This is a genomic window from [Flexibacter] sp. ATCC 35103, assembly GCF_001975985.1.
Classification (GTDB): domain Bacteria; phylum Bacteroidota; class Bacteroidia; order Flavobacteriales; family Flavobacteriaceae; genus Flavobacterium.
Map to the genome: position 1 here is coordinate 92,829 of NZ_MTQF01000006.1, position 17,548 is coordinate 110,376.

The window sequence follows — 17,548 nt, forward strand, 5'->3', positions numbered from 1 at the left end:
ATTCGATTCTAGACCTGACAGGTTTTAAAAACCTGTCAGGTCTACCATTATCGATATTTAGTTCTGAAAAATCTTTTTCAAATACGCCACATTTGCGCCATAATTTGCTTTTACATTGTGAACCTGAGTCACATCTCTGGAACGTTCTACAATCAGCCATCCACTCCATTTCATTTCGTCAAGTGCATTTTTAATTTTTGGCATATCGATCGCACTGTCATTTTCTAACCAGACTTTATCCGTATTTGAAGCGTGAATTTGTCCTAAATGTTTTTTGCCTAAAATCTTTAATTCTGAAACAATATCTCTTCCGTTATCTACCGCATTTGCAAAGTTGAACGAACTCTTAATATACTTCGAATCAATTTCTTCCAATAACTTTTTCTCTTCGGTGGCATTTAATGACGTTTCAATGGCAATTACACCGCCAATTTTACCGACTTGTTTTCCAGCCCATTTTAATCTTTCGATAATTACAGGACGTAATTCCGGATTTTTAACCAAATCACTTTCTGTTCCTAACGGAAGGTAAGCCACTTTCACTTTCATGTCTTTCATTGCCTTTACACAATCATCGATCATAGGCACAATAGTTTCTCTTTTTGCAAAAGACTGTGCATAAAATCCGGACATGGCAATTGAACTTATTCCCACATTCAATTCTTTCGACTTATCAAGAAATTTTTGTCTTTCTACCGGATCTCCTAATTTACTGTCAAAAGTAGGTCTGTTACCCAAACCTCCCATATCCAGTTCTATACCGTCAGCTTTTATCTCAGCGGCTAAACCAAAAGCACCTAATTTTTGTCTTTTTAAAATCATCCAGTCGCAAACCGCAACTTTGTATTGTTGCTTTTTATTAGAAGACTGAGCCGTTGCACAACTATTGAACGTAGCTGATAAAACAACAAGTATTGCAATAATTAATTTTTTCTGAATGTTAGTTGACTTCATAATTGTTTATTTTTTTGCCACAGATTAAAAAGGATTTAATTGATTAAAAAATCTGCTAATCCGCCAAATCTGCGAGAAAAATTAACTCTCGCAGATTTGGCGGATTTTGGAGATTAAATAAAATAAAAATCATTCTAATCCTTTTTAATCTGTGGTAAATATTTTTTTTTCAAATTACTCTTCTTCTGCCTTAACAGCCGTTACGACTTTGTTTTCGTCTCCGGGCCAGATTCCGTTTTTGATTGGGAGTGTTTTCAATTTATCAGGATCGATTTTTATATATTTCAGTTTTTCCCTTCTCCAGGTGTAAACGATATGTACCATTCCGTCAGAACTCTGAATCATGGACGGATAAGAATATTGACTGATTTTTGAATCTTCTAAAACTAAGGCTGCATTCCAGTGAATCCCATCTTTCGAAACTGAAACATTCAAAGGAGTTCTTGGGCCTTTTGCCTCTGTTCCCGGAGGAAGAACATGATTGTAAACTAATAAATGCCTTCCGTCTTTTAGAGTTACTGCATCAGTTCCTGAGTTGTTATTGGGTAAACCAATTAATTCTACATCTGACCAGGTTTTTCCGTTATCTTTAGAAAATGTGCTAAAAATGGCTCTGTTTCTGGTTCTTCCAATTGCCTGAATACGGCCATCTTTGTGGAATAAAATACTAGGCTGAATCGCGTTTATTTTTTGTTTTCCTCTAGGTAAAGTATCGCCCATAATCCATGTTTTTCCAAAATCAGGCGTGCTTTCCATTCGAAGTCTCCAGCCGTCGCCTTCGATACTTGACGGACACAATAAAGTTCCGTTGCTTAATAAAACTGGTTTATTTTTGATTGGTCCCAAGAAACCATCAGGCATTTTTTGTGCCTCAGACCATGTTTTTCCGTTATCAGATGAAGTTCTGATCACGCCCCACCATTCAGATGGTTTAGGTCCTATTTTATAGAAAAGCATTAAGTCTCCACCAGGAATTTGATACAAAACCGGATTCCATGTTGGTAATCTCGGGCCTTCTTTCATTACTCCATCAGCAACTTTAGTGGCTTCGTTCCATTTATCACTCCCTTTTGGTTTGATGCTTACATAGATACAAACGTCAGGATGTCTTTCGTGAGTTCCGCCAAACCAGGAGGAAACTAAATCTCCATTTGAAGCTTCGACAATCGTAACAGCGTGGCAAGAAGGATATGGCGCTTTATCATAAATAAATTCATCAACTAAAATACCTTCTTTCCAGGTCTTATTCTGTAAAGTGGGTTTGCAGCTCACAAAAAGCAAAACCCCAAACAAGACAAATGTTAACTTTATTATCTTCATTCTTAATTTTATTTTGAATTAAAATTTTTGATTTTTAATGCATTCCTAATAATTTTTAAAGCAAAATTATTTATTAAGTGTAAAAATAACACTAAAAAATTAAAGATGTATCCTGTACTATCCCGAATTATTTAAAATTAACGTTTAACGCTTATTGCATAAGAACCTGAAGGCAATGTCAAGACTTGTTTATTATTTTCTATTTTATAAGATATGACTATTTTAGTCAGCTTTTCATCATTCAAAACTATATCTGAAGCATTTGTAGCAGGCAAATACACTTTTGCAGCAGTATTGGCAGGAATTGTAATATTCCATTGCAAATTGTTTTTAGATTTTTTCCAGTTGCTTTTTATGGTTCCATAAATCGATTCATATGAAGCATTAACGAATGTTAATCCCGTTTCGAAATCAGGTTTCATGATGATTTCCCTGAAACCCGGAGTTTGAGGATTACTTTTGATTCCGGCAATATTTTCATAATACCAAATCAACAAATCCCCTAATAACATGACATGGTTTTGAGAATTCATTTTAGGATCAGCCGTATTCCCGTTCCATAATTCCCAGATTGTCGTCGCGCCATTTTTAGCCATATATCCCCAACTTGGATACGTATTATTCGATGCCAGTTTATAACTCAAATCTGGTCGTCCGTATTCAGATAATGTTCGCATTAAAAACTGAGTTCCTATAACTCCGGTACTTATATGCCCTTTGTATGTGACTTCGACTTCATGCACAATATTATCAAACACTTTTGATTTCAGGTTTTCAGGAACCATCCCAAATGCCAGCGGAAGCAAATTTGCTGTTACCGTATTGTTTGCGTATTTATTTGTTTTTGGATCAAAAAACTTCGCATTAAAAGCCGTTTTTATCTTTTCAGAAAGGGAATCGTAATATTGAATATCTTCAGAATTTGTTCCATTAATTGCTGCAAACTTTTTCATTTTTTGCAGTAAATGATAATAAAAAGCACTGGCAATTAATTCTCCATTGGTAGTTCTTGCAGAGTCTTTTGAGTGAATTAATTCTAAAGATTCCGGTGGAACGCACCAATCTCCGTATTTATCTTTGGTCATTAAATCTTTAACCAGATAATTTTCTTCCATATACACCACCCATTTTTTCATGGAGGAATAATGTTTTTCAATCACTTTTTTATCACCAAATTGCTGATACAGCATATCTGCTACCGTAATATATGTTCCGGGCCAAGTCACATTATCACCGTAATAACGCCAGAAAGCCGGTGCAACATCCGGAATTCCGCCATCTGCTGTTTGAGCATTTTTGATATCATCCAGCCATTTGGCATACAAAGTCTGATTATCAAATAAAAAACTTTCGCCATATGCACCCGTTGTACGATCGCCTAACCAGGGCTGACGTTCATTACGTTGCGGACAATCGATTGGCATTCCTTTATAATTACCTCTGATTCCCCAATAGGCATTCTTAAAAATCTGATTCATAGTTGCGTCAGATGATTCAAAAGTTCCAATGGTTTTGATATTATCGTAAACTACTTTTCCAACAAAATCATCCAAAGTTGGTTTTGTCGGAAATCCTGAAACTTCTACAAAACGAAATCCGTGAAATATAAATCTTGGTTCCCAAATTTCTTCACCTTCGCCTTTTAAAGTATAAACATCAGTAGTTCTGGCGTCGCGTAAATTTTCGATATATAAAGATCCGTCTGCTTGTAATGATTCGGCAAATTTCAAGGTAATTTTATCACCGCTTTTTCCTTTTACTTTTAATTGCAGCCATCCCACCATATTTTGTCCCATATCCAGAATGTAAGTTCCTTTAAGAGTTTGTTTGATAGAAATGGGTTTTACTTCGCCCATAATTTTCATATTTGGCGTCATTTGGGCTTCATAAAAACCTCCCGGTTCCTGAACATATTCTGCCGTTAACCAAGTTTTATCATCAAAATTGATCGTATTCCAATTTTTCATTTCCTTGCGGGCATCATATTCTTCGCCGTCATATTCGTTATTCGATAAAATAGGTCCGTTTGTGGTTACTTTCCAAGTGTCGTCAGTTCTAATGATATCTTTTGTTCCATCGGTATATTCAACGAACAATTGCAAAGCCATTTTTGGATACCCAAAAGTTTTAATTTTATACGGTTTATAATCCTGACGCATGGTAAAAAAACGTCCGTTTCCTAAAATTGTTCCCAACATATTTTTACCTTCTTTCAATTGCGAAGTCACATCAAAAACATTGTATTTGACATTCTTGGTATAATCCGTTGGAACCGGCGCTAAAACCTGATCACCAATTTTATTTCCGTTGATATATAATTCATACAAACCCATGCCCATGATATAAACCTTGGCATTTTTGATTTGTTTTTTTAAGTTGATTTCTTTTCTTAAATATCTGGCAGACAATTTCGAATACTGAGAAATACTGTCTCCTACCGAAGCTTTTTCATACCCAATCCATCGGGTTGATTTCCAATCGGCATAATTTAAAATTCCCATACTAAAATGAGCATTTTCTTTCGATTGAATTTCTCCTTTATTGGTAAAAACCGTTACCTTCCAAAACGCATTTTGTCTGTCGTCCAGTTTTTTTCCGCTATAAATAATATTTACCGATGCGTCACTTTCAATTTTTCCGCTATCCCATAAATCAGCTTTATTCGAATTTAAATTTTCTAAAGTAGAAGCCACAATAATTTGATACGCCGTTTGTTTTACATCGTTGATATCTGCATTTATTTGCCAGCTCAATCTTGGTTTCACAACGTCAATTCCTTCCGGATTGTTCAGCATTTCGCATTGCAAATTGGTAACGCTGATTTTATTTTGGGCTTTCGCCGAAATTGAAATCAGTATTATAATGATGAATGTTATGTGTAAAAAAAACTTTTTCATGTTTTGTGTTTTAGTGGTATGCTATACTGTTTTTTTGCCCGCAGATTTGACGGATTGACGCAGGTTTTATTCTCATTTTATGTCATCCTGAGCGAAGTCGAAGGACACACGCAGATCGATAAAGATTGGCGATTTTGATAGTAGAGTTTCTTGCGTGTCCTTCGACTTCGCTCAGGATGACAAACCAAACGAAAAACCGGCGCTAACCCGTTAAACCCGCAAAATCCGTGGGCCAATAATTTACTCCGAAACTAACTTCTCCAATTTCTCAGAAACAGCAATTTCCTTACCATTTTTAAAAATCCTAAATCCTTTTCCTTTATGATATTTCTCTCCGGTTTTATCCCAAAGAATAGTAATAATATTACCGTGATACAAAACATTATCTAAACAAAACCAATCCCACTTTTCCTGCGGAATCAATGGGTTTACTTCAATTTTTTCATCAGCTCTTGGTCTTAAACCAACTATTCCAGTTATCATCAGATCATTAAAAGTCGAATGATTGTAATAACGGCTGCGTTCTCTGTCGCCCATTAACCAATATCCTGTTGTTTCGTCCAGATATTCTCCCAAATAGGGTTTTCCTCTGTAATATTGTGATTGCACATACAAATCCATTTGTTTGAAATAATCGCTTTTGGCAACAAAATTCTGATCGTAATTATTCAAAACATTAGCCAAAGCCGTCAATGTTTGTGAACTCGCAAAAGGCCAAATAGCGCCGTCCCATTCGCAAGTTCCAGTTCCGTGTGTTCTAAAACGCGGACTTCTTCTCTCTGCCGTTGTTAACCCAAATGGGGCCGAAAATCCTTTTTCATCTTTAATTTGTTCCCACGCTTTTTCGAAACCTTTGTCTTTCTGAGGCAGATTAAAATACCACGGAATAAAACCAATCGCTTCCCGAACTTGTGCTAATGTATCTTTTTCAGTAAACGTTTCAAAGAACTCACTTTTAGTATTCCACAGTTTTGTTTCAACCAATTTTTGAAGTGTATCTGCTTTAGCTTCAAAATAAGTTTCCTGATTTGTATCGCCTTTTAGCTTTGCTATTTTCGCCAAAGCTGTTGCATTTCCAAACATATAACTGTTAATCGTTGGGCGCGCATTTCTAAATTTTCTGGCTCCGCTTAAAGATTCTTCCATTCCATCTTTTACATCAAATTGCCAAAACAATCCGTCTTTACGTTTTCTATCACCTTCCCAAGCCGCATATTCTGCGACCAAATCAGGATACATATCCAACAAAAATTTATCGTCTTTATTTACTAAATATCTGTTGTACAATGCATCAGACGTCCAGCTGCTAAAAGTTCTGAGCTTTTTCATTGGTTTGCCGTCATTTCCTCTAAACCACAAATGAACATCCTGCTCCAAATATTCCGGATTATGAATCCATCGAAATTCATTAATATGATGTCCCAAAGCACAACTAATCATATTGTATTTATCGGCATAAGAACGATCTACCAAAAACTCTGTAATCGCAAATCCCTGAGGCGTTTTCTTGATATGTTTGCGCGCACTCCACCAACGGAAATAATAAATCTCTTCAAAATTTTGCTGCGGACATTCAAACAACGGAATATTCTTTTCCATCCAAACCCACGCAGAATCATTCGGAATTGCTCCTTTTATATTCTCATCTTCCATCGTGTTGAAATAATCAACATAATGTTTGAAATTTTCTTCTTTTAAGACAACTGCCAAACTTTTTTTAGATGAATTTATTCCTGATTTACAACTTATGTTTAAAGTTGAAATCAAGATTATAAAAGCAATTATTTTGTATTTAAAATGATGTAACATATTCAAATTATTATTTTTAAAATTCTTTTTTCAACACATCTTTTCAACGGATTAAAATCCGTTGCTACAATATGAATCATTCCTCCGGAATTTTCACAAAGAAGATAAAGTTCATAGGAACGGTTTATATTATAGTAATAGATTTCAATCCATTCTCGCAATCAAAATCGCCAATTATGTCGATCTGGCAACGAAGATTCTTCGTTCCTCAGAATGAAAAATTAAACTTTATTTATATCGAGACCTGACAGGTTTTAAAAACCTGTCAGGTCTAATTGCGCTAAATTAATTTCCATAAAAAATATACGTCTGTCCTGCTTTCATTGCAATATCATATTCATTATATTTTGGCAAAACCACTTTCTTTAAACTGGCTTTATCTGAGATAATTGGTTTCTTAACTTCAACATCATAAAACAGCGGATTTACATTTTTACCTTTTGCCTTTTTCATCGAAATTCCTTTACCTGCTTTTAAGCTATTTTCTAACTTCAATCGACAATTTCCTCCTATTTTAGAATACACTTTCAGTTCAGAAATTTTATTGTTTTTCCAAGTCATATCAATTACAAAACCACCTCTTGTAACCAAACCTTTTATACTTCCGTCTTTCCAGACACTTGGTAAAGCAGGCAATAAATGAATCGCATCTTCCTGACTTTGCATCAGCATTTCGGCGATTCCGGCAGTACAGCCAAAGTTACCGTCAATTTGAAATGGTTGGTGCGCATCTAACATATTCGGATACGTTCCGCCACCTTTTCTTTGTTCAGCAGTTACCAAATGCAATTGGTCCTGTAATAATTTATAAGCGTGATTCCCGTCTTGCAATCTTGCCCACCAGCATACTTTCCAGCCCATCGACCAACCTGTAGATTCATCGCCTCTGTAATTCAATGTGTTTTTGGCAGCTTCAAATAATTCAGGCGTTTTGATTGACGAAATCTGATTACTCGGAAACAAGCCATACAAATGCGAAATATGTCTGTGTTTATCTTCCGGATTATCCCAATCGGTTTGCCATTCCTGCAACTGACTGTATTGTCCTACTTTCATTGGAGCCATTTTTGCCAAAGCTTCACTTACTTTTTTGGCGTAAGCTTCATCCGGAGCAACCAATTTTGAAGCTTCAATAACGTGGGTAAATAAATCAAATACCAATTGATTATCCATTGTAGTTCCCGAAGCTATTGTTGCTTTTCCTGTTCCTCCGGCATGTGTGTTTTCTGGCGAACTTGACGGCACAACTACCAAATAACCTGTATTGGGATCCAAGACCATAAAATCAAGAAAAAAATCTGCTGCTCCTTTTATAATTGGATAAACTTCTGCAAGATATTTTTTATCTCCTGTATACAAATATCTTTCCCATAAATCCTGAGAAACCCAGGCTCCGCCCGTAGGCCACATTCCTGATGCTGCATAATCTACCGGAGCTGTTACTCGCCAAATATCAGTGTTATGATGTAAAACCCAACCGTTTGCGTTGTACATTATTTTTGCCGTTTCATGTCCGGTAACGCTCAACTCTTTTGCCATTTGAATAAAAGGCTCGTGCATTTCTGAAAGATTGGTGACTTCTGCCGGCCAATAATTCATTTCGGCATTTATGTTTGTGGTGTATTTACTATCCCACGGCGGCGTCACCATATCATTCCAAATACCTTGTAAATTAGCCGGTTGTCCTCCAGGCTGTGAACTAGAAATTAAAAGATAACGCCCAAACTGAAAATATAAACTCGCCAATTGCGGATCGAATTGTTTAGAGAAATCCCTAATTCTTTCATTTGTTGGTTTCTTTGCCAATTCATTTGTTCCTAAATCAAAAGAAACTCTGTTGAAGAATTTTTGATAATATGCAGTATGATTTTTTTTGATATTATCGAAATCTTTAGTTTCCGCTTTCGCCAAATATGCTTTGCTTTTCGCCACTTCGTCTTCTGAAATATCCTGATAATTTTTGAAATTCGTCGCGATCGAAATATAAAGCGTTACTTCATCTGCTTTATTTATACTAATGATTCCGTTGCTTGAAGAAACGTCTCCGCCTTTATTTTTAGCCGTTAATCTTCCCTGAAATTTTACTTTTCCTTTTTGGTTTTCAAAATTACTTCCAATTCCCGAAAGCAAAATCTGATCTCCATCTGAAGCGGAAACCGTTTTATCAAGCGGACTATTCATAAAAACATTACAAGTAATTTGTCCCGGCTGACTTGCCGAAAGTTTCACAACAATTACCTGATCTGAAAATGAGGTTAAAACTTCTCTTGTAAACTCAACTCCATTAACCGTATATTTTACTTTTGCCGTAGCATTCTCAATATCTAAATCTCTGTAATAATTGGTATATTTTTGATGTCCCGGAAACGAAATATAAGCGCTTCCAAAAGTCTGATATGGCATTCCGTCGTTGGTTTGCGACATAATATCCTGCGTAGCCAATTCCTGAGCTTCATCAAATTTTCCATCAAAAATTAACTGACGTACAATTGGCAACGCTTTTATTGATTTGTTGTGCGCGTTACTGTTTGGTGAACCTGCCCAAATCGTTTCTTCGTTCAATTGCAAACGCTCTACTGCCGGATCACCAAAAACCATAGCGCCCAAACGTCCGTTTCCTAAAGGCAAAGCTTCGTTCCAGATTGCAGCTGGTTTATCATACCAGAGTTTTAATTCGTTATTGGTTTGCGCCATTGCTGTAAGCGAAAAAAGTCCAATACAAATCGCTGTAATTTTAATTTTTAATTTCATGCTTATGTTTTTTTTGCCACGAATTCACGAATTAACTCTAATTTATCTTTGTGTTTAATTTCTCAAATTTATTTTGTAAATTATTGAAAATCTGCTCAATCTACTAAATCTGCGTGAAAATTACTCTCGCAGATTTAGCAGATTATGGAGATAAAAAAATTCTTCTAATCATTGTAACCTGTGACAAAATAATTCTTGAATTCGTGGCAACTTTTCTTATTTCTTAACTACAAACTTTATTGTTTTTCTCTAATTATTTAGTCATGGATTAAAGTATTTTTACTAATTAAAATCTGTCAGATCTGCTAAATCTGCGTGAAAAAATTACTCTCACAGATTTAGCAGATTATAGAGATAAAAAATAATTCGTGAATTCGTGGCTATTTTTTAACCTCGTAAATCTTATTATTCTTCTCGCCAAACATTTCATATAATTTGTCGATATCTTTTAACGCATTTTTAGGTAAATTTTCAGCTTTATTACCAAAAACATATAATTTATCATAAGGTTCTATCACGCAAGTCGATTCGTCGATTTCGCCTTTTTCATTTTTTACTTTATTCAAATCCAAACCTAAATATTTTGCCATAAACGGATACAAAGCCATACGTTTTGAAACCCCGAAATCGTGTCCTTCTTTTGCAAAATGCGCATTTTCTACTAAATCTTTTTTACCGTAAAGTTCATAGGTTCTTTGAATAAAAGGAAACTCCAATTCAGGAACTGCCAAAGTCCAGTCTTTTCCGTCAGAAACTATTAATTGTGGTTTTGGCGCCATCATCGCTGAGATTTCTGCATTATTGGTTCCGTTTCCACAAAGGTGTATTCCGCGGCCGCTTTCGCAAGGACATCCACCGGAAAAGTGAGAAGAAACCATTACAACCGGAGCAGAAACAGTAATTCTGTCATCAATTGCCGCCAAAAACATCGTGTGCGATCCTCCGCCGGAACCGCCTGTAACGCCAACGCGAGACATATCAACATTTTTTTGAGTTGATAAATAATCCAATAATCGAATTCCGCTTAAAACTTGTACCGTCGATGCAATACTATTTCTGTGTGTTTGTTCAGGAAACTGAAGCAAAGATTCTCCCCATGCAAACAAATCATAACTTACTACAATTGCGCCCATTTTAGCCATAATTGCACAACGATATTGTTCGTCTTTTCGATATCTTCCGTCACCAAAATGTCCGTCCGGAGTTAAAATTACCGGAGCTTTTTTATTAAAAGGATATGGTTTGTAAATTGAACCTGTTACATAAACTCCCGGCAGAATTTCCAATCCGATATTTTCGATACTGTAATCTTTATAAACTCTTTTTGGCGTTAAAATAGGTTTTGACTTTGGCATTCCTGGTGCTTTATCCAATCCAAAAGACGTAATCATACACGCTTTTATTTCTTTTTTACGAGTTTCCCATTCGGTTACATTCGAATATAAAGTCGTTAAATAATCCAGACGTTCTTTTCCTTTATCAACAGAAACTTTATGGTTTTCATATTTTCTGATGATATACGTTCCGTCCGGCTGTTTAAAATACATCAATTCAAAAGGAGCTAAAATGTTCGTTAAAGAAATGGGCAAATTTCCCGGCTCAATTCTCCAATCGGCATAATCTAATTCTTTTCCCTTCAATAAACCTCTGTCGTCATTGATTGTGACATGAAAAATAGTTTCAATCTTTTTGAGGGTTTCTGAAACTGGTTTTCTGTAATTTTCATCAGAAGTTATTTGCGCATTTGAGAATGTCAATACAAAGATTGAGAGCAGAATAGCGAATTTTATGTTTGTAATATTCTTCATTTTATTATTGTTGACATGGCACACGGATGACGCGGGTTGAGCGGATTTTAATTATATTATTTAAATAATCTGTGCTAATCTGTTTTAATCCGTTTAATTCGTGGGCTATTTTATTTATATTTTACATTCAATTGTATATTTTCCTGAACCTAAATTTAAATTTTTAGTTGTTTTTCCGTTCACTTTTATTTCTGAATTTACCGAAACTGGCAATTTTATTGTTGCTGATGTATTCACCGGAATCTCCACTTTCAGGATTAATTTTCCGTCTTTCTTTTCCCATTCAGAAGCAATATTTCCATAAATAGATTTGTAAGTCGCTTTTACAAAAGTCATATCGCCTACAACTTCCGGCTGAATAAAGAAATGTTTGAAACCCGGATTTTTATCATCTGGCACAATTCCGGCTAAGCTTTTATAAAACCATTCTTCGATTTGTCCCATCATAAAATGATTCCATGAATTTCCTTTTCGCGGATCCCATTGTTCGGTTAAAGTGGTCAAGCCAAATTTGATCTGAAAACCATAACCCGGCGCGTCATAATGATTGTTCATTTTGTACAACATTTCGTTTTCGCCATTTTGTGCCAAAGCCTGAAATAAATAACGGTTTCCAACATCACCCGTGGTTAATCTGTCTCCTTTTGCTTTTATATCTTTCAATAAATTATCCATAACTGCAGCTTTATATTGCGGTTCTACGATATCCATAAAAACAGGAACGGCATTACTAAACTGACTGTTGGTCCCGTATTGTTTGGTTTCCGGATTAAAAAACTCCTTATTAAAAGTAGTTTTTATATCTGCAGTAAGGATTTCATATTTCGAAATATCTTCTGTTTTGTTCAATAATTTTGCTGCTTTTGCCACTAAACTTGCTCCATAAAAATAATGTGAAGTTGCCGAAAGTGCAATTGGGCTATTTTTTGAATATCCTGCTGCATGCGTTCCGTAATCGTACCAATCGCCCAAACCGTGCGAAACAATATGATCTTTTGCTTTTGTGCTTAAATAATCAACGTACTTTTTCATGACCGGATAATATTTCTCCAATAAAGAAGTGTCTCCGTAATATTCATAATACATCCAAGGCAGAATTACTCCGGTTACGCCCCATTCTGGTGAATCGGTAAAATCGCCTCCAAAAACTACATATTCTGGAACAATTGTGGGGATCAAACCATTTTCTCTTTGTCCATCTGCGATATTTTGCATCGTTGCCGGAATATAACTTTCGAGATTATAATTGAACATTAGTCCCGGCCCGTTTAAGTGAATTTCTTCTAACCAACCTAATTTTTCGCGTTGCGGACAATCGGTGAAAACACTTTGAAAATTACTTTTTATAGAATTATTAATCAGTTCGTGTGCTTTATTAAAAATTACATTCGAAGATTCAAAAGTTCCTGCTTCTCCAGCTGAATTATAAATGAAATTCGATTTTAAATCTACCAATGTTGGTAAATTCTGATCTTTCGTTTCTTTATAATTAATGTTTTCTATCTGAACATATTGAAATCCGTAATAACTAAATTTTGGCTGCCATTCTTCTACGCCTTCGCCTTTTAAAGTATAGTCATAATAATACGGTTTTCCTGATCTTCCCTGACTAATAGTTCCGTCATCATTTAGACCTTCGCCAACCCAAACCCGAACGGTTTGCCCTTTTTTACCTTTTACTTTTATGGTTGGAAATCCCGAAAGATTTTGTCCCATATTAAAAACATAAAAGTTCGGTTTTAGCTCTTTTACTTCTTTAATATTATATTGTTTCTGAATCGTAATTGGTGGAGCTGTCTGAGCTCGTAAAATTCCTTTTGGTGCTTCCTGAATAACAACTTTTTTCCAGTTCGAATCATTAAATCCTTTCGAATCCCAGCCTTTTTGCTCTAAATTGGCATTATAATCTTCGCCTCCAAAAATACTGTTATAGATAATGGGACTTTTGCTGTATTTCCAGGTTTGATCAGATTTTATAATCTCCTCAGAACCGTCTTTATAAGTTACTTTCATTTTGAAAAATAAAGTTGGCGGACCAAAACTCACAAAAAACTTAGTATATCTTTCGGCAAGCGTATTGTACATTCCGTTTCCTAAAAGAACGCCAATTATATTTTCACCATTTTTTAATTGCTTTCCAGATAATTCATAAGTATTATAATTAACCGTTTTATCGTAATCTGTCCATAAAGGGGCAAACTCGCTGTTGCCTATTTTCTTTCCGTTTATCCTTAATTCATAATGCCCTAATCCGGAAATATAAACAACCGCTTCTTTAATTTCTTTTTTAACCGAAAATGGTTTACGAAGCATAATACTTCTGCGAGACAATGAATCTGAAGCATTTATTATGGCATCTTTTTTTTCTCTTTTGTAAGTTGCCGAATGGTAATTTCTACCTTCCTGCAAATGACTATCTGCTTTTGTAATTGCTCCAATCCAGATTGGACTTAAATCTGCATCTACAGGTGCAATTCTAAAAGAAGCTATTTTGCTCCATTTCGAAATTTTATAATTCTGATCCCAAACTTTTACTTTCCAAAAATATTTGGTTTCACTTTTTAATGGGCTTCCGCCGTAAGTTATTCGAAGATTTTTATCTGAATTTACTCTTCTGCTATCCCAAACATCTGCTTCGTCTTTCTTTAATTTTTCTTCAGAAGAAGCAACTAAAACTTGATATGCTGTTTGAGAGATATTTGATTCATTTGAGATCAATTGCCAGCTTAATCTTGGTTGATTCTGAATTACAGCTAACGGGTTTTCAGTCATTTCGCAGGTTAGATGCACGACAGAAATTTGTCCATTAGAAACTAATGTTGTTAAAAAGAGGAACAATATATATTTTAAATTCTTCATTTCTTATTGTTGAGATTTAGAACGCGGATGACGCGGATTCACTTCGTAAAAACGCGGATAAAAATGGATTATTTGTTTTTTAATATCAATAATAAATAGTAAAAAATCTGTGTAAATCTGCGTCTTCGCTTTAACGAATCCGTATCATCCGCGTTCTATTTTTATAACTTTTTCGTAATCAACGATTGAATATTAAATACGGCTTCCGGGATTAATTTTCCGGTTTGAGGCAGATCATCATAATCATCTGTATCTGGCGCCGTATCCGGATTTGGCGAATATCTTTGTTCGCCTGTACGGAACATAATTCGCTCAAAACCATCTACCGGAGCATAGAATATTCTGGTCGATTCTTTCTCGTCGTTTACTTTTATGGTGTATGAACGGGTTTTAACGTTTAGTTTCAAGGTTACTTTATACTCTTTTCCTGCTTCGTATTTCGCAATGGTATTAGAACGGGCTCCTGTTTTTGTTTTTAATTGTCCGTCTGAGTCAAAAGTTAGTCTGACAGCCGGTAATCCTTGTTTATTTTGAAATTCAACCTGTAATAAACCGTGATTATTTTGTTCTGGTTTTACGGTAAAAGTTACTTCCATTTTTTCTGCAAACGGAATAACACGTTCTGCACGCGAATAATCAAAAAAGTCCTGATCTCTTAAGGTCAGCCATTTTTTACCGTCAGTTTTCTTTTCTATTTTGGCAGATGCCCAGGACAAATCATAGGTATTCCATAATTTCAATTCTTGTCCGTCAGGTAGATTATTAAAAATATCATTTACATCTTCACTAACCGCGCTTACAATCGGAACAGGAATTGACGCGACCCAAATATCTTCTTTGTTTACGCTGTAACTTACCCAAAGTTTTCCGTCAGGCGGAGTTCCGTCTCCTTCTGAAATTCCGCGAACATATTGAGGTCCTGCAGATTTATAATTTCCGCCGTAACGCATTGGACTTATTTCGCCATGAACTAATAATAAGTCTTTGTAATTCAACCCGTCATCACTTGTTGAAATAGCCAAAGGCCAGCGATATTCTGATGGATTGTAAACGGTTGCATAACGGTTATCAGATGTTTTTTGGCCCCAGATTTTAGCATTGCTGTTTACAAAACCGGGAGCACGAACGGGTATATATTCCCATGATTTTCCACCATCTTTACTGATCGAAGTCAAAGCGTGTTTCCATAAACCTACTACATTTCCGTTTGGTAAATGATAAGAACTTAGAGCTTTATAGGGCTTTTTTAGCGGAATCAATTCATCATCGCGATCTGATTCTTCAACCCATTGCTGTAAAATCAAAGGATCTGAAAGGATTTCTTCGCACGCTTTTTTTAATCCTTTGTCTTTTGCCTGTGTGTAAAAAGGAAAAGATGATTTCGATTTATCCCACGATTTATTATATCTGATGAAATAGATTTCGCCAAAAGTTCCGTCTTTTTTGATTTCACGAATTACGCGTCCAATTCCTTTTCCGTCGTTTGGATCGTCTTTTTCATCCATCGCAATTCCATAATACGCCAAAGCAAATAGTCGTTTGTCTTTAGACGTGTAAAAGCCCATTCTTTGGTGCATAATCGCATCCAGATTTTTAGCAACTCCTTCTACACCTTCTTTTTTCCATCCGTCAGGAATGTGATAAATAGGAAAAATTACTTTTGGCATTTTCCACGTCACACCATCTTTTGAAGTCATAATCAAGGTCTGGCTCGGCGGAATATGTTCTCCCGCAGGATCACTCAGATATTGAAGATAAAAAGTATCATTGTAATATGCCATTGTAGGTTGGTGGTTGTATGTCCAGCCAAAACCATCAGCTTTTTCAGGATGTTCACGGCTTGCACGCATAATTTGCGTTGCATGAACGCCAACTGCCGGACTTAATTGACCGTGATGATAATCGACATTTGAAAGCGTTTTACCAACATAACGCACAGTATCATTTTGCGCAATTGCAGCTGTACAAGTCAATAGAATTGTGGCTGTAATTAATAAGTTGGTTTTTATGTTTTGGAAAGCAATCATTGTTTTATTTTTTTTGTTTCACGCAGATTTTGCAAATTTTAGCTGATGGATGCAGATATTTAAAAAAAAAATCTAATCTTCTTTTATTTAATACACACTAAAATTAAAAAATCAGTTTGATCTGCTTTAATCAATTTAAATCTGCGTGAAAAAAATTTACTCTCGCAGATTTAGCCGATTTGGCAGATTTTTTTTTATTTGTTTTCTATTAATCCTTTTAAAACTTCTTCAGAGATTGTGGTAATCGTTCCGTGTTTATGACCTTCTGGAAGACTTATTTTTGAGGAAACATCTTCAAAATGTGCAAAATCTGATGTGCTTAAAGCTTTATAATTTTTTGAACCGTAATTATCATAATATAACAGCCAATTTTTTCCCACTTTTACTACTGTTGGTCCTTCTGATAAATATTCTGTTAATGGTTCTGAACTTTTACTGAATGGTCCTAAAGGTGATTTTCCAAAAGCTACTTTTATATTTCGCATGGGTCTTGTGTTGTCTTTTAAAACCAAAACATACTCTTTTTTGCCTTTTTTTACAATCACACAATCGATGACACTAAAACCAGGTTCGTAATATAATTTCGTATCTGAGAAAGTTTTAAAATCCTTCGTCGTTACATAATACATTCTGTGGTTGTTTTTCTCTTCTTCTACTCCTTTTTCAAATCGAAACGGAATCGTTGATGCCCAAATAATAATGTATTCTTTTTCGACATCATCATAAAAAATTTCCGGTGCCCAAACATTTACGACTTCCGGTTCATTTTTCATTACGGGAATATATTCTTGTTGTGACCAATGAATCAAATCTTTAGAACTGGCATATCCAAAACCGTTTCCACCTTTCCAGTCTGTCGTCCAAACCATGTGATATATTCCGTCAGCTCCTTTTGTGATAGAAGGATCTCGCATGATTTTGCTTGCACCAATTTCAGGTTTCAAAAAAGATCCTTCAAGTCCTTTCCAGTTGTAACCGTCTTCGCTGTACGCCAGATATAAACCTTCGGTTGCAGGTTCTCTGAAAGACGTGAACAGATAAATTTCTTTCTTTTTCTGCGAATAAGAAATTGCAAAAACAAAAAGGATTATTATGATGAATGTTTTTTTCATGTTGTATTCTC

Annotated in this window: 9 protein-coding genes; all 9 read right to left on the reverse strand. The window is 35.4% G+C overall.

Annotated features, from left to right (window positions below; genetic code table 11):
* Positions 1 to 57: 57 nt before the first annotated feature.
* Positions 58 to 954 carry a sugar phosphate isomerase/epimerase gene (locus tag BXU01_RS13830; RefSeq protein WP_083693748.1) on the reverse strand — a complete coding sequence of 299 codons (897 nt, stop codon included), beginning with the start codon at positions 952 to 954 and terminating at the stop codon, positions 58 to 60.
* A gap of 174 nt (positions 955 to 1,128) precedes the next feature.
* On the reverse strand, positions 1,129 to 2,274 hold the full coding sequence (locus tag BXU01_RS13835; RefSeq protein ID WP_083693749.1) for an exo-alpha-sialidase: 1,146 nt from the start codon (positions 2,272 to 2,274) through the stop codon (positions 1,129 to 1,131).
* Between the two features lie 137 nt (positions 2,275 to 2,411).
* Entirely contained in the window at positions 2,412 to 5,171 is a 2,760-nt protein-coding gene (locus BXU01_RS13840; protein WP_083693750.1) for a glycoside hydrolase family 78 protein, read from the reverse strand.
* A 240-nt stretch (positions 5,172 to 5,411) separates the two neighbouring features.
* Positions 5,412 to 6,980, reverse strand: a complete 1,569-nt coding sequence (locus tag BXU01_RS13845; protein WP_083693751.1) for a glycosyl hydrolase family 65 protein — start codon at positions 6,978 to 6,980, stop codon at positions 5,412 to 5,414.
* Between the two features lie 285 nt (positions 6,981 to 7,265).
* A complete protein-coding gene (locus BXU01_RS13850; RefSeq protein WP_083693752.1) occupies positions 7,266 to 9,731 on the reverse strand; it encodes a glycoside hydrolase N-terminal domain-containing protein in 2,466 nt (821 codons plus the stop codon).
* 380 nt (positions 9,732 to 10,111) lie between these two features.
* Positions 10,112 to 11,539: a S9 family peptidase gene (locus BXU01_RS13855; RefSeq protein WP_083693753.1), complete on the reverse strand. Its 1,428-nt coding sequence runs from the start codon at positions 11,537 to 11,539 to the stop codon at positions 10,112 to 10,114.
* Positions 11,540 to 11,653: 114 nt separating this feature from the next.
* On the reverse strand, positions 11,654 to 14,398 hold the full coding sequence (locus BXU01_RS13860; protein WP_083693754.1) for a glycoside hydrolase family 78 protein: 2,745 nt from the start codon (positions 14,396 to 14,398) through the stop codon (positions 11,654 to 11,656).
* A gap of 161 nt (positions 14,399 to 14,559) precedes the next feature.
* Positions 14,560 to 16,425, reverse strand: a complete 1,866-nt coding sequence (locus tag BXU01_RS13865) for a six-hairpin glycosidase (RefSeq protein ID WP_083693755.1) — start codon at positions 16,423 to 16,425, stop codon at positions 14,560 to 14,562.
* A gap of 194 nt (positions 16,426 to 16,619) precedes the next feature.
* Complete coding sequence (locus tag BXU01_RS13870; protein WP_083693756.1) at positions 16,620 to 17,537, reverse strand: glycoside hydrolase family 43 protein; 918 nt, start codon at positions 17,535 to 17,537, stop codon at positions 16,620 to 16,622.
* Positions 17,538 to 17,548: the final 11 nt, after the last annotated feature.

Bases quoted from the DNA above. Each gene is read 5' to 3' on its own strand.
- BXU01_RS13830 (WP_083693748.1), bottom strand. From the start codon at position 954: ATGAAGTCAACTAACATTCAGAAAAAATTAATTATTGCAATACTTGTT.
- BXU01_RS13835 (WP_083693749.1), bottom strand. From the start codon at position 2,274: ATGAAGATAATAAAGTTAACATTTGTCTTGTTTGGGGTTTTGCTTTTT.
- BXU01_RS13840 (WP_083693750.1), bottom strand. From the start codon at position 5,171: ATGAAAAAGTTTTTTTTACACATAACATTCATCATTATAATACTGATT.
- BXU01_RS13845 (WP_083693751.1), bottom strand. From the start codon at position 6,980: ATGTTACATCATTTTAAATACAAAATAATTGCTTTTATAATCTTGATT.
- BXU01_RS13850 (WP_083693752.1), bottom strand. From the start codon at position 9,731: ATGAAATTAAAAATTAAAATTACAGCGATTTGTATTGGACTTTTTTCG.
- BXU01_RS13855 (WP_083693753.1), bottom strand. From the start codon at position 11,539: ATGAAGAATATTACAAACATAAAATTCGCTATTCTGCTCTCAATCTTT.
- BXU01_RS13860 (WP_083693754.1), bottom strand. From the start codon at position 14,398: ATGAAGAATTTAAAATATATATTGTTCCTCTTTTTAACAACATTAGTT.
- BXU01_RS13865 (WP_083693755.1), bottom strand. From the start codon at position 16,425: ATGATTGCTTTCCAAAACATAAAAACCAACTTATTAATTACAGCCACA.
- BXU01_RS13870 (WP_083693756.1), bottom strand. From the start codon at position 17,537: ATGAAAAAAACATTCATCATAATAATCCTTTTTGTTTTTGCAATTTCT.